At 66.5% G+C, this 13,614-nt stretch carries 14 protein-coding genes; 11 read left to right on the forward strand and 3 right to left on the reverse strand.

Going from position 1 to position 13,614, the window contains the following annotated elements; genetic code table 11:
• The first annotated feature begins 7 nt into the window (after positions 1-7).
• From aat to N5J73_RS04770, 3 genes are all read left to right on the forward strand, one after another.
• Positions 8-793 carry a leucyl/phenylalanyl-tRNA--protein transferase gene (aat, locus tag N5J73_RS04760; RefSeq protein WP_340623591.1) on the forward strand — a complete coding sequence of 262 codons (786 nt, stop codon included), beginning with the start codon at positions 8-10 and terminating at the stop codon, positions 791-793.
• An 86-nt stretch (positions 794-879) separates the two neighbouring features.
• On the forward strand, positions 880-1,098 hold the full coding sequence (infA, locus tag N5J73_RS04765) for a translation initiation factor IF-1 (protein ID WP_005409596.1): 219 nt from the start codon (positions 880-882) through the stop codon (positions 1,096-1,098).
• Between the two features lie 334 nt (positions 1,099-1,432).
• Positions 1,433-1,825, forward strand: coding sequence for a hypothetical protein (locus N5J73_RS04770; protein WP_049446765.1), 393 nt, complete (start codon positions 1,433-1,435; stop codon positions 1,823-1,825).
• A 75-nt stretch (positions 1,826-1,900) separates the two neighbouring features.
• Here N5J73_RS04770 and clpA read toward each other — a convergent pair whose 3' ends face one another.
• Positions 1,901-4,186, reverse strand: a complete 2,286-nt coding sequence (gene clpA, locus N5J73_RS04775; protein ID WP_010485852.1) for an ATP-dependent Clp protease ATP-binding subunit ClpA — start codon at positions 4,184-4,186, stop codon at positions 1,901-1,903.
• A gap of 138 nt (positions 4,187-4,324) precedes the next feature.
• Here clpA and N5J73_RS04780 point away from each other — a divergent pair, with 138 nt between their 5' ends.
• Positions 4,325-5,137 carry an APH(6) family putative aminoglycoside O-phosphotransferase gene (locus N5J73_RS04780; RefSeq protein WP_049446763.1) on the forward strand — a complete coding sequence of 271 codons (813 nt, stop codon included), beginning with the start codon at positions 4,325-4,327 and terminating at the stop codon, positions 5,135-5,137.
• 161 nt (positions 5,138-5,298) lie between these two features.
• Here the strand turns inward: N5J73_RS04780 and clpS are convergent, their stop codons facing one another.
• Positions 5,299-5,625 (reverse strand): ATP-dependent Clp protease adapter ClpS, encoded by a 327-nt coding sequence (gene clpS / locus N5J73_RS04785; protein WP_006444529.1) that lies wholly within the window; start codon positions 5,623-5,625, stop codon positions 5,299-5,301.
• A 112-nt stretch (positions 5,626-5,737) separates the two neighbouring features.
• On the opposite strand from clpS, the gene N5J73_RS04790 reads away from it, so the two are divergent.
• From N5J73_RS04790 to N5J73_RS04820, 7 genes are all read left to right on the forward strand, one after another.
• Positions 5,738-6,208, forward strand: a complete 471-nt coding sequence (locus tag N5J73_RS04790) for a hypothetical protein (protein WP_049446369.1) — start codon at positions 5,738-5,740, stop codon at positions 6,206-6,208.
• Position 6,209: 1 nt separating this feature from the next.
• Positions 6,210-6,671 carry an NUDIX hydrolase gene (locus N5J73_RS04795; protein ID WP_049446367.1) on the forward strand — a complete coding sequence of 154 codons (462 nt, stop codon included), beginning with the start codon at positions 6,210-6,212 and terminating at the stop codon, positions 6,669-6,671.
• On the forward strand, positions 6,668-7,810 hold the full coding sequence (gene mnmA, locus N5J73_RS04800; RefSeq protein WP_049446365.1) for a tRNA 2-thiouridine(34) synthase MnmA: 1,143 nt from the start codon (positions 6,668-6,670) through the stop codon (positions 7,808-7,810). The genes N5J73_RS04795 and mnmA overlap by 4 nt, the downstream gene beginning before the upstream one ends.
• Positions 7,807-8,421, forward strand: coding sequence for a high frequency lysogenization protein HflD (hflD, locus tag N5J73_RS04805; protein WP_049446364.1), 615 nt, complete (start codon positions 7,807-7,809; stop codon positions 8,419-8,421). The genes mnmA and hflD overlap by 4 nt, the downstream gene beginning before the upstream one ends.
• Before the next feature lie 164 nt (positions 8,422-8,585).
• Positions 8,586-9,776: a methyl-accepting chemotaxis protein gene (locus N5J73_RS04810; protein WP_049446363.1), complete on the forward strand. Its 1,191-nt coding sequence runs from the start codon at positions 8,586-8,588 to the stop codon at positions 9,774-9,776.
• A gap of 98 nt (positions 9,777-9,874) precedes the next feature.
• Positions 9,875-10,090, forward strand: a complete 216-nt coding sequence (locus N5J73_RS04815; RefSeq protein WP_049446361.1) for a hypothetical protein — start codon at positions 9,875-9,877, stop codon at positions 10,088-10,090.
• Positions 10,091-10,157: 67 nt separating this feature from the next.
• A complete protein-coding gene (locus tag N5J73_RS04820; protein ID WP_049446360.1) occupies positions 10,158-10,664 on the forward strand; it encodes a hypothetical protein in 507 nt (168 codons plus the stop codon).
• A gap of 141 nt (positions 10,665-10,805) precedes the next feature.
• Here N5J73_RS04820 and N5J73_RS04825 read toward each other — a convergent pair whose 3' ends face one another.
• Entirely contained in the window at positions 10,806-13,565 is a 2,760-nt protein-coding gene (locus N5J73_RS04825; RefSeq protein WP_049446358.1) for an EAL domain-containing protein, read from the reverse strand.
• Between the last annotated feature and the right edge of the window lie 49 nt (positions 13,566-13,614).

The following is a 13,614-nucleotide window of genomic DNA, read 5'->3' on the forward strand; positions in this document are numbered from 1 at the left end:
GACGCTGATGGTGCCAGACATCAGCGATCACCACGACGAATACAATGGCGGCATGACCCGCCAGCTGCCCTGGCGCCTGGCCGATGCGCCGGACGCCCCCTTCCCTCCGGCCGAGACCGCCCTGCGCCAGCCCGACGGCCTGCTCGCGGTGGGCGGCGACCTGCATCCGGTGCGACTGCTCAATGCCTATGCCGGCGGCATCTTTCCGTGGTTCAGCGAGGGCGAGCCAATCCTGTGGTGGTCGCCGGACCCGCGCATGGTGTTCCGCACCGAGGGCGTGCATCTGTCCAGCCGCTTCCGCCGCCAGTTGCGCAGCAGCACGTGGGAGATCACCGCCGACACCGCCTTCAGCCGTGTGATGCGTGCCTGCGCTGCAGCGCCGCGGCCCGGCCAGGACGGTACGTGGATCAGCCCGGCGATGGTCGAGGCTTACAGCCAGCTGCACGATCTCGGCTTCGCCCATTCCTTCGAAGTCTGGGATCGGCAGACGCTGGTCGGCGGCATCTACGGCGTCGCGATCGGCGCCATGTTCTTCGGCGAGAGCATGTTCAGTGGCGCCAGCGGCGGCTCCAAGATCGCCCTGGCCGCCCTGGCATCCACCCTGCGTGGTTGGGGCTGGGAACTGATCGATGCCCAGGTGGAGAATCCGCACCTGCTGCGGATGGGCGCCGAACACCTGCCGCGCGCGGACTTTCTGGAGCACGTCCGTCAGGCCGTGCACCGTGACGGCCGTGAAGGCCCCTGGATCCAGGCGGTAGGACGCTTGCCAGCACGGCGTTTGGCCGGGGGTTAACACAAACTTTGCAAGCCAGGCCCATCACGCGTAAAATACCGCGCCTTAGGCCCAGCGTGGCCGTTTTCTGAACCGCACAGGACTACATGTCGAAAGACGATTCCATCGAGTTCGAGGGCACCGTCAGCGAGACGCTGCCGAACACCACTTTCCGCGTTCGTCTGGAAAATGGGCACGAAATCATCGCCCACATCTCCGGCCGCATGCGCAAGAACTACATCCGCATCCTCACCGGTGACCGGGTCAAGGTTGAAATGACCCCGTACGACCTGACCAAGGGTCGTATCACCTACCGCATGAAGTAAGCGGTCGGCGCACTGCGCCACTCCGACAGGGCCGGCCTCGCTGCTGGCCTTTTGTCGTGCGCGAAAGAAAGTTCCAGACTTCGCCCGCAGCGCATTTTCGTCCCTGTCCAACATCCAGCATCGCGATTGCACATTCCGCACGAGGCGGTCGCATTCGTCATCGGGGATGGCGGCGCCAGCAGGGATTTCGTTCAATCGCGGCCTGATGCGCCAAAGGTCATCGTGACCGATCTCACCATGGCGTCGGTCAGCCCTGCTTGCGGCAGATTCGCATTTGCAGCGACAGCGGCATCGTGGGATCCGATCCAGTCCGGATCGCCACCCCCGCCCGATCATGAACGCCCTGCTCCCGCACGTCCTGCTGCCGGCAGTTCTGCTGGCCAGCCTCCCCCTGTCGGCGCGCGCCGCCGAACCCGCCAAACCCGCCAAACCCTCCACCCCGGCCGAGTGCATCGCCCTCGGCACCAGCCGCGACATCCGCCCCTCCAGTACGGAACGCGAAGTGCTGCTGCGCGACGGCAACAACCACTATCGGGTCCACCTGCAGAAGCGCTGCCTGGGCGCCGCGGCATCGGCCAGCTACGTCTTCTTCACACCCAACACGACCGAGCAGATCTGTGGCGATGCTCGCAGCACGCTGCAGACCGACAGCAACCACTGCACCGTGACCTGGATCGAGCCGGTCGATGCGGCAACCTTCAAGCGCCTGGCCCAGCAGGGACGTTGAAGGGCGGATACGCAACAAGGGCGGCCGGAGCCGCCCTTGTTTTCCAACCGCACCCGGAATGGATCCGGCGCCGCCTTACTCCACCGTCACCGGCAGCAGGCGCTCTGGTTCGGCCTGGGTCTCGACCACCAGCTCGTCGTCGCGGACGTCGATGCTGACCTTGCCACCGTTGACCAGCTTGCCGAACAGCAACTCGTCGGCCAGCGGACGCTTGATCTTGTCCTGGATCACGCGGGCCATCGGGCGGGCACCCATCAGCGGGTCGAAACCATGGTGGGCCAGCCAATCACGCGCGGTCGGCGTGGCCGACAGGCTGACGTGCTTGTCCTGCAGCAGCATCTCAAGCTCGATCAGGAACTTGTCGACCACGCGCAGGATGTGCTCGAAGCCCAGCGCCTGGAACTGCACCACCGCGTCGAGGCGGTTGCGGAATTCCGGGGTGAAGCTGCGACGGATGGTCTCCATCGCGTCGGTGGCATGATCCTGCTTGGTGAAACCGATCGAACGCCGCGAAGCCTGCGCCGCGCCGGCATTGGTGGTCATCACCAGCACCACGTTCTTGAAGTTGGCTTCACGACCGTTGGTATCGGTCAGCACGCCGCGGTCCATCACCTGCAACAGGATGTTGAAGATGTCCGGGTGCGCCTTCTCGATCTCGTCCAGCAGCAGCACGCAATGCGGCGTCTTGACGATCTTCTCGGTCAGCAGGCCGCCCTGGTCGAAGCCGACGTAACCCGGAGGGGCACCGATCAGGCGACTGATCGAATGCGGTTCCATGTACTCGGACATGTCGAAGCGGACCAGCTCAATGCCCAGCTGTAGTGCCAGCTGCTTGGTCACCTCGGTCTTGCCGACACCGGTCGGACCGGCAAACAGGAAGTTACCGATCGGCTTTTCCGGATTGCCCAGGCCCGAACGGGCCAGCTTGATCGCCGAGGACAGCGTCTCGATGGCCGGGTCCTGGCCAAAGATCACCATCTTCAGGTTGCGCTCCAGGTGCTGCAGCACATCCTTGTCGGTGGCGCTGACCTGCTTGGTCGGAATGCGCGCCATCTTGGCGACGATCGCCTCCACTTCCTCGACGTCGATCAGCTCCTTGCGCTGGCCTTCCGGCAGCAGGCGCTGGCGGGCGCCGGCCTCGTCGATCACGTCGATGGCCTTGTCCGGCAGCAGGCGGTCGCCGATGTGCTTGACCGACAGGTCCACCGCAGCCTGCAGTGCCTCGTCTGAATAGGTCACGCCGTGGTGCAGCTCGTACTTGGACTTCAGGCCCTGCAGGATCTCGTAGGTCTCGCCGACGGTCGGCTCAACGATGTCGATCTTCTGGAAGCGACGGGCCAGCGCCCGGTCTTTCTCGAAGATGCCACGGTATTCCTGGAAGGTGGTCGAGCCGATGCAGCGCAGCTCGCCGGACGCCAGCGCCGGCTTGATCAGGTTGGACGCATCCATGGTGCCGCCCGACGCCGAGCCGGCACCGATGATGGTGTGGATCTCGTCGATGAACAGCACCGCGTTGGGCACCTTCTTCAGCGCGGTCAGCACGCTCTTCAGGCGCTTTTCGAAGTCGCCGCGGTACTTGGTGCCGGCCACCAGCGCGCCCAGGTCGAGCGAGTAGATCACCGCGTCGGCCAGTACCTCAGGCACCGAGCCCTCGACGATGCGGCGGGCCAGGCCCTCGGCGATGGCGGTCTTGCCCACGCCGGCCTCGCCCACGTAAAGCGGATTGTTCTTGCGGCGGCGGCACAGGACCTGGATGGTGCGCTCGATCTCGTCGGCACGACCGACCAGCGGGTCGATGCGACCGGCCCGGGCCTGTTCATTGAGGTTGCTGGCGAACTCGGTCAGGGCATCTCCCTTCGGCTCTCCCTCCCCGCCTTCGATGCGGCCTTCGCCCTCGGAGGACGAGGACGGCTGCTCGCCTTCTTCGCCCAGCTTGGCAATGCCATGGGAAAGGTAATTGACCACGTCCAGCCGGGTGACGTCCTGCTGGTTGAGGTAATAGACGGCGTGGGAGTCCTTTTCGCCGAAGATGGCGACCAGCACATTGGCGCCGGTGACTTCCTTCTTGCCCGAGGACTGCACGTGGTACACGGCCCGCTGCAGCACGCGCTGGAAGCCCAGGGTCGGCTGGGTATCGCGGCCGTCATCTTCGGCCAGGCGGGACACGGAGGCCTCGATGGCCTGCTCAAGCTCCTGGCGCAGGCGTTCGGCGTCTGCACCACAGGCTTTCAGTACGGCCTGGGCGGACGGGTTGTCGAGCAGTGCCAACAGCAGGTGTTCGACCGTCATGAACTCATGCCGGGCCTCACGGGCGCGCTTGTAGCACTGGCCGATGGTGTGTTCGAGGTCTTTGCTGAACATGGATTACTCCGGCGGCAGATAGGGACAATATGCGGCCTGACTACGCGATTTCCATCACCCTAGCGGATTGCTGCGTTCAGATGGCGTTAGCAGTGCGAATCGCTTGATCTTCATTCACCCCAGGACAGCCCACCCAGCATGAGCGAACCCTACCTGAGCCGCTGGCGATTGCGGCGTGATGGCGCGGCCATCGAAACGCCCCATGCCCAGCTCTGGCCGGTGCTGACCGCCGCCGGAGAGCCGGCCATGCTGAAGATCAGCAGCGAAACCGAAGAGCAGAACAGCCATCGCCTGCTGCGCTGGTGGGAAGGCGATGGCGCCGCCCGCCTGCTGGCCCACGAGGGGCCGGCGATCCTGATCGAACGTGCCGGCGGCGACTCGCTGCGGCAACGTTCGATAGGGGGCGACGATGACGCCTGCACCACGATCCTGTGCCAGGTCCTGCAGCGGCTGCACCGGCCACGGAGCGCGCCGCCAGCGGAACTGGTCTGCCTCCGTAGATGGTTCGCCGACCTGCTGCAGCCAAGGGCCGTGCTGCCGCCACTGCTGGAACAGTGCAGATCACTCGCGGAGGCGTTGCTGCAGGAAGAGCGCGAGATCCGGCCGCTGCATGGCGACCTGCACCACGACAACGTGCTCGATTTCGGCGCGCGCGGCTGGCTGGCGATCGACCCGAAGCGGCTGCTGGGTGATCGTGCCTTTGATTACACGACGATGTTCAGCAACCCGGATCTCTGCGGTCCCGGCATCCACGTTGCCACGCGGCCCGAACGGTTTGCCGCCCGGCTGGAACAGGTCAGTGTGCTGGCAGGCGTGGAGCGCACGCGCCTGCTGCGCTGGATTGCAGCCAGCGCGGGGCTGTCAGCGGTGTGGTTCCGGGACGACGGCGACCCCGCCGAGGTCGACGAGGCAGTGGCACGCATGGCGCTGGAGGCGTTGGCGGAGGCGTGACCTCCGCGCCTGGTGGGCGCACTCCATCCGGGATCATTGCGCCGGGACGAAAAGCAGCCGAGCATGGGCTCGGCTCAACAGGTTTCTGCCTTGGCAGGTGCCCACCTTGGTGGGCACGCCGTGTCCGGAGTCGATGTACCCGGACGAGGATCGGCTGCCGGTCAGGCCTTTTCCATCGTGCACAGCAGCGGGTGCTGGTTCATCCGCGAATACTCGTTGACCTGGGCCACCTTGGTCTCGGCCACTTCGCGGGTGAACACCCCGCACACGCCACGGCCGCGGGTATGGACGTGCAGCATCACCTGCGTGGCCTTGTCCAGGTCCATGCTGAAGAACTGCTGGAGCACGTCCACCACGAAATCCATCGGGGTGTAGTCGTCGTTGAGCAGCATCACCTGGTAGAACGGCGGCGGCGCCACTTCCGGGCGCGCGGGCTCCACGGCAACGCCGTGCTCGTGATGGGAATCGGGGGAAGACTCATGGGGCATCTGCCCATTATAGAGGCACGGGCAAGCCTGCATCGGGCTGCCGCAGATTGGACGCCACGCACGCCCACCGTCACAATTGCACCCTCTCTCAACACTGTTTCACAGGATCTTCATGAAAAGGACCCTTCTCCCCGCCCTGCTGATCGCCCTGGCTGCCGCCGGCTCCGCTGCCGCCGCAGACGCCGACAAGGCCGTGGCCCGCCACCTGGACAAGCTGGGTTACACCTACGAAGTGGACGAGGATGGCGACTACCGCATGGTGTTCGACGTCGAGGGTGACCGCACCCAGATGGTCTATGTGCGCTCGTCGGTGGAAGATTTCGGCAGCCACAACATCCGCGAGATCTGGTCGCCGGCCTACAGCGCCAAGACCAAGCAGTTCCCGGTGGCCGTGGCCAACCGCCTGCTGGAAGATTCGCAGGACGCCAAGATGGGCGGCTGGGTGAAGCAGGACACCACCGCGATGTTCGTGGTCAAGATCGACGCCGATGCCACCGCCGACCAGCTCAGCGACGCCATCGACGCGGCCATCCGCACCGCCGACGCCATGGAGCTGGAACTGACCAAGAAGGACGAATTCTGAGTTGAACGCCACGCCGGACCCGCGCTGGGCACCGCACGCCACTGTCGCCACCGTGGTGGTCGACGGCGGCCGCGTGTTGCTGGTTGAAGAGACCATCGACGGCCGCCAGGTGCTGAACCAGCCGGCCGGCCACCTCGAGCCGGGCGAAAGCCTGGCCGAGGCAGCCCTGCGCGAGACCCGCGAGGAAACCGGCTGGACCGTGCAGCTGACCCACTTCATCGGCTGCTACCAGTGGACTGCCGGCGACGGAACAGCCTTTCTGCGCTTCTGCTACGCAGCCCGCCCGGTCTCGCACGACCCGGCGCAGCCGCTGGACACCGGCATCGACCGCGCGCTGTGGCTGACCCCGGCCGAACTGCAGGCCGCCGGTGAACGCCTGCGCAGCCCGCTCGTCTGGCAGGTGGTGGCCGATTACCTGGGTGGCCAGCGCCACCCACTTTCCCTGGTCCGGGAGGTCGCATGAGCACTCCGCGCGTGATGGTGGGCGTTTCCGGTGGCGTCGACTCCTCGGTCGCCGCCTGGCGCCTGGTACAGCAGGGCGAAGCCGTGGCCGGCCTGTTCATGCAGAACTGGGCCGACGACGGCAGTGGCGATTGCCGCGCGGAGGACGACCGCCGCGACGCGGTGGCCGTCTGCGGCCTGCTCGGCATCCCCTTCCACTTCCGCGATTTCTCCAGCGAATACTGGCAGGGCGTGTTCGAGCACTTCCTGACCGAGTACGCGGCCGGGCGCACGCCGAACCCGGACGTGCTGTGCAACCGCGAAGTGAAGTTCAAGCACTTCCTGGACGCCGCCCGCGAGCTGGGCGCCGAACGCATCGCCACCGGCCACTACGCGCGGGTGACCCAGCGCGGCCATCAGTGGCTGCTGCTGCGTGGTGCCGACCGCTCCAAGGACCAGAGCTACTTCCTGCACCAGCTGGGCCAGGAACAGCTGTCGGCGACCCTGTTCCCGATCGGCGACCTGGAAAAGACCGACCTGCGCCGGATCGCGCGTGACGTCAGCCTGCCGACCCACGCCAAGAAGGACTCCACCGGGATCTGCTTCATTGGTGAGCGCGACTTCCGTGAATTCCTCGGCCGCTACCTGCCGGCCAAGCCCGGCCAGATCCTCGACCCGGCCGACGGCAGCGTGATCGCCGAGCATCCGGGTGTGTTCTATTTCACCCTGGGCCAGCGCGAGGGCCTGAACATCGGCGGCGTGCGTGGCCGCCCGGCCGCGCCGTGGTACGTGGTTGGCAAGGACGTGGCCAGCAACGTGCTGTACGTGGACCAGGACCGTGACAGCAAGTGGATGCTGTCCGAGCGCCTGCGCTCGGAAACCGCGCACTGGATCGCCGGTTCGCCGCCGGCACGGCGCTTCGAATGCACCGCCCAGACCCGCTACCGCCAACCCGACGAGCCGTGTACGGTCGATGTGCTGGACGATGGCAGCGTGCTGGTCACCTTCGCGCGCCCGCAGCGCGCCGTTACCCCTGGTCAATCGCTGGTGCTGTATGACGGTGATGTGTGCCTGGGTGGCGCGGTGATCGCCGCCACCGATGCGCCGCTGGAACAGCGCCTGCGCACCACCCCTTCCCCTTTTGAGGTAATCGCTGCATGAGTTTCACTGTCGACGACCGCGTCCTGGCTTTGGCCGGCATTGCCCAGGCCCTGCAGCAGGTACGCCGTATCGCCGATACCGGCCATTCCGACGCCGCCGCCGTGCGCACCGCCGTGGACAGCGTGTTCCGCGTCGATGCGTCCTCGCCGCAGGAGGTGTTCGGTGACCGCCATGCACTGAAGTCCGGCCTGCGCCTGCTGCACAACTACTTCCGCAGCCAGGGCCAGGACCCGATCCTGCCCAAGCTGGCCCTGTCGGTGCTGCAGCTGGAGCGCCGCTTCGTTCAGGATGGCGCCACCGTGAACAAGGTCGCCTCGGGCATCGAGCGCGCCCAGCGCCAGGCCACCGAACTGGGCGACAGCGGCCACCCGGACGTGCTGGCCAACCTGGGCGGCCTGTACGCCGACACCATCAGCCACCTGAAACCGCGGGTCATGGTGCAGGGCAACCCGCACTACCTGGGCCAGGCCGGCGTGGTGGCCGAGATCCGCGCCCTGCTGCTGGCGGCGGTGCGCTCGGCGGTGCTGTGGCGCCAGCTGGGCGGCAGCTACTGGGACTTCCTGTTCAGCCGCAAGGCGATGATCGAAGCCGTGGACCGGCAGCTGGCCTGAGCCGCATGAGGTCGGATCCCTTTCCGGCACGGAAAGGGCTCTGACCCCGAGGCCGCCAAGGCGTCGGAAAACCGGCGCATTCAGAATGCACTTCGAGGCATTTCGACGTTAAAGAGAAAGGGGGTACGGCCGATACATCCTCCGTGCACCTCCCGAGAACGTCCATGTACTCACGCATTTTCATCCGTCTGGCCGCCCCCCTGGCTCTGACCCTGCTGCTCCCCTTCGCCATCGGTTTCGAATGGCCGGCCGCCCTGCGTTGGGCGATCCTGACCACGATGACGCTGAGCTGGCTTGGCTTTGCGTGGTGGACCACCCGCGCCCAGGCGCACCGCTCCCCCGAACACGCCCGTGTCCTGCGTGAGCAGGACCAGTTGCTGACCGAACTGCGCAACTTCGTCGGCAACGAGATCGACGGTTCGCGTGGCGAAGTGGAACGCGCCCGTGACCTGATCCGCCAGGCCGTCTCCAGCCTCGGCGGCAGCTTCGATGCAATGAACCGCAAGTCGCGCCAGCAGAGCCAGGCCTTGTCGCGCATCGTCGACCGCGCCGGCGATGAAGGCAGCGCTGGCCTCGACGTTGCCCGCTTTGCCCAGCATGCCAGCCACCGCATGGAACAGCTGGTGGAAGCACTGGAACAGGTGAGCGGCCAGAGCAGCACCACCGTGCAGCACATCGATCAGATGGCACAGCACCTGGATGGCATCTTCGCGCTGCTGGAAGACGTCAAGTCGATCGCCGACCAGACCAACCTGCTGGCCCTGAACGCTGCAATCGAAGCGGCGCGTGCCGGTGAAGCCGGTCGTGGCTTCGCGGTGGTCGCCGACGAAGTGCGCAACCTGTCCGAGCGCTCGACCACCTTCAACGAGCAGATCCGCAAGCTGGCGCACAGCTCCAAGGACGCCATTGCCAAGGTGCGCGAGACGGTTTCGCACATGGCCTCGCGCGACATGGACCGCTCCCGCGAAGCCCGCCAGGAAGCGGCGGCGATGCTCGACAACGTCGCGCAGATCAACGCCTCGCTGGGCGACGGCATGCGCGAAGTGTCCGAGTGCGCCCGCTCGATCGATGGCAGCGTGGCCGAAGCGGTGCGCGCCCTGCAGTTCGAGGACATTGCCACCCAGGCGCTGGGCGGCGTGCACACCCACCTGGACCGCCTGACCGCGATCAACCGCGAAGCGGTGGCCCTGCAGGAACTGCTGCATCGCAACGGCGGCGTGTTCGACGAAGAGATCGCCACCGCCCTGCAGCGCACCGGCAGCCGACTGCGCGAGCTGCGCAGCGAATGGGAACGCCCGCCGCACAAGCCTGTTGCCCAGCAGAGCATGGGCGCCGGCACCGTCGAGCTGTTCTGACCCTGATGTCCGCTGCCGTCGCCGGCAGCCCGCAAGGCCCCGGTTCGTCCGGGGCCTTTGCCTGTAACCCGCCGTTGGATGCATCCTGTACACGCACCATGACCCTGATCCGCGCCCTGCCCTCCCTCACCGACACCGAGCGCCCGCGCAACGCGAGCGTGCGTGAGCAGCTGCAACAGCTGGAAGAGGTCGCCCGCGAGGAGATCCGCGAGCTGCAGCAGCTGGCGGATGCGCGGCCCGCCCCGTCTCGCGCGGACGAGGAGCTGCTGGGACTGGCGTGGGACCTGGGGTTGGACGGCGAGGCGCTGAAGTAGATCCACGCCATGCGTGGATAGGCCGTCGCGCATGGCATGATCCACCGGTCCCCTTCATGGAAGACCGATGGCCATCGTCCTGATCGCACTTCTGCTGATCGAGACCGTCCTTATGATGGCCTGGGCGGCCAGCTATTTCAGCTGGGGCATCACCCTGTTCAACGAACGCATCGCAGCGTCGCCCGCCATGCAGGCCCGGCTCTCGCTGGGCAGCCTGGAACGTGACCTGCCGCAGGACAAATGGCTGGACCTGGCCTTCCATGCGCTACCCGACGGCAGCATGGCGTTCCGCGAGAGCTTCGCGCCGAGCTTCGGCCTGCGCTATTTCCCGGTGATGCGAGGACGCGTCGTGCTCAACGCGCGACGGCATGAGGTGCGGGTGATCGGCCTGTGCAGCTGGTTCGTGGCAATCCTGTCGCTGGTGCTGTTGCCGCTGGTGGCGATGCGCCCGATGGTGGCGCCGCTGCTGGTGGTGCTGCCGCTGTTCCTGGCCAGCTATCTGGTGCAGAGGCGGCGCTATGCGGCCATTGTCGAGGCCTTGCGCATGCAGTTGAAGTCGGAGTTTCCAAGGTAGATCCACGCCATGCGTGGATGATCGCGCGTCCAGGCATCAGTGCCGACCAACGGTCGGCACCCACCAAAGCGGATTGCGGTAGACCTACGCCATGCGAGGATAGACACAGCAGCCAAGGTCAATTCCAACCAGTGCAGCTGATCAGCGCACCAGCACTGCTTCGCCGCTGGCGTCGGTGCGCATCGGGGCCGGGTGCTGCTGGCGCAGCCACTGCGCCAGGTCACGCGGGCTGAGCGGGCGCGAGTACAGGTAGCCCTGGATCTCGTCGCAGCCCTGGCGGCGCAGCATGTCTTCTTCCTGGTGCGTTTCCACGCCCTCGGCCACCACCTTCATGCCCAGCGCGTGGCCCAGGTGCACGATGGCCTGGGTTACTTCGGCCGTGCCCGAATCATGCAGCATGCCCTGCACGAAACTGCGGTCGATCTTCAGGCGACCGACCGGGAAGCGGTTGAGATAATTGAGGTTGGAGAAGCCGGTACCGAAGTCATCCACCGCCAGCGGTACGCCGTGCCGTTCCAGCACATCGAAGCAATGGCGCAGGATGTCGGTGTCACGGATCAGCGCGGACTCAGTCAGCTCCAACTCCAGCCGTTGCGGCGGCCAGCCGTGGGCATGGCAGATCTCGATCACACGTTCGGCAAAGCCGCGGTCACGCAACTGCACCGCGGATACATTGACCGCGATGCGGTCGAAACGCAGCCCAGCCCGGTCCCAGGCCATCGCCTGACGGCAGGCTTCGTTCAACACCCAGTCACCGATCCGAACGATCTCACCGCACTTTTCGGCAATCGGAATGAACTCGGCCGGGCTGCAGTAGCCAATGCCGGGGCGGTGCCAGCGCAGCAGTGCCTCGATCGCCGGCGGCTCGCCGTGATGGGCGTCCAGCAGCGGCTGGTAGGCCAGACTGAACTCGTCGCGCTCGATGGCCCCGTGCAGCGCATGTTCGAGCTCGAGCCGGCGCTGGATGCGGGCCAACGCGTCCTGGCTGTAGTACTGGTAGGTGTTGCGCCCCGCTTCCTTGGCCGCATACATCGCGGCATCGGCCGCGCGCAGCAGCGAATCAAAATCGGTCTGAGCCTCACCGAGCATGGCGATGCCCACGCTGGCACCGACCTTCAGCGTGGTCTCACCCCGGCGCAGCGGCTCGGCCAGCGAAGCAATCAACTTGCGCGCGACGTGGCCGGCGTCTTCCGGCTCGGCCAGGTCGCGCAGCACCACGATGAATTCGTCGCCACTGAAGCGGCCAAACAGGTCGTTGTTGCGCAGGTTCTGGTGCAGGCGCGTGGCCGCGGCCTTCAGCAGCGCATCACCGGTGGCATGACCGAAGCTGTCGTTGATGGTCTTGAAGCCATCCAGGTCGATGAACAGCATCGCCAGCGATGTGCCACGGTCGCGCGCTTCCTCGATTGCCTCGGCGGTCTGCTCGCCGAGCAGCACGCGATTGGGCAGGCCGGTGAGCAGATCGTAGTGCGCCAGCAGCTCGATGCGCTCATTGGCCTCGCGCTCGCGGGTGATGTCACGGAACAGCACCACGAAGCGCGGTGGCAGGCCGTCGCGGCGGTCCAGCTCGATCAGCACCTGCACCCAGACGCGCAGGCCGGACTGGCGGTAGAAGCACAGGTCCAGCTGCTCCGGCAGGCCGCCGTTGGCGATACGGGCGAGCGCCGCTTCGAAGGCGTTGCGTGAGTCCTCGGTGTACAACGCCAGCGCCTGGTCGAGGGTGATCGGTTCCTTGCGCAGGCCGTGGATGCGGTAGCACTCCTCGGTCCACTGCATGCTGCGGGTCAGCACTTCGATTTCGCAGCCGCCGATGCGGCCCAGCGCGGAAACCCGGTTCAGCAGTTCGGTGCGCCAGCGGATCAGTGCATCGGTCTGGTGCTGCTCGGTGATGTTCTGCACCTGGCCGAGCAGGCGCTTGGGCTGGCCATCCATGTCCAGCAGCGGCTGCATCCACAGGCGCAGATGCTGCGACGGTTCATTGCCCCGGGTCAGTTCCAGTTCGATGTTGGCGGCCCGGCCATCGCGCCACAGGCGCCGCCATGCTGCGCGCAACGCTCCCCGCGATCGCGGGTGCAGCTGCTTCAACCAGCGTCGCTGGCCGGGTGCACTGCCCTGCTCCAGCGCCAGCATCGAGCGCAGCTCCGGCGACCACCAGAATTGACCGCTGTTGGGGTCGAACGACCAGCTGCCCATGCTGGCGATGCGCTGGGCCTCGCTCAGGTGCAGCTGCTGTTCCTGAAGCAGCCCTTCCAGCTGCTTCTGCTGTTCGATATCGGTATGCGTACCGACCATGCGCAGCGGCTGGCCATCGGCGGTGCGGGCGACGACGCGACCGCGGTCCAGTACCCAACGCCATTGGCCATCGGCCTGGCGGAAGCGGAACTGTGCGCTGTACTGCTCGCTCAGGCCACGCAGATGCTCGTCCAGTGCAAGCCGCGCCTGGGCGATATCCTCGCTGTGCACGCGGGCCAGAATCCCGGGGGCGGTTTCATCACCCAGTGCCGGGGTGCGCAGCACACGGTCGCTGGGAATGTCCCAGTCCCAGAGGCTGTGGCCGGCACTGTCCAGCGCCAGCTCCCAGCGCCCGCCGCCGCCGAGCGGCACCGGTTCGGGAATGCTCAGCGTAAAGGCCAGCAGATTGCCCGCGCCATCGTGCACGGCACGCAGGTGACCATCGTAGTGCCCGTGCGGGCCGCCCGGCAGCGTGCAGGCCACGATGCCGCCGTCGGCGGCCATCAGGCGTAGATCTTCCAGCATCGGCGCGTACGCGGCCACGGTAGCCGGCAGGCCATGCTCGCGCGCAGCCGGATTGGCCGCCAGCGGGCGGCCCGTGCGGTCGACGATGACCAGCGCAGACGCAAGCGGGTGCTGCAGCAGGCTGGCGATGATCCCTTGGTCCACGCGATCTTGCTCCGGATGACACGCCCGTCAGCGGGGCACGCAGTGGTTA

Source organism: Stenotrophomonas sp. GD03654 (assembly GCF_029845105.1).
Lineage (GTDB): Bacteria > Pseudomonadota > Gammaproteobacteria > Xanthomonadales > Xanthomonadaceae > Stenotrophomonas > Stenotrophomonas africana.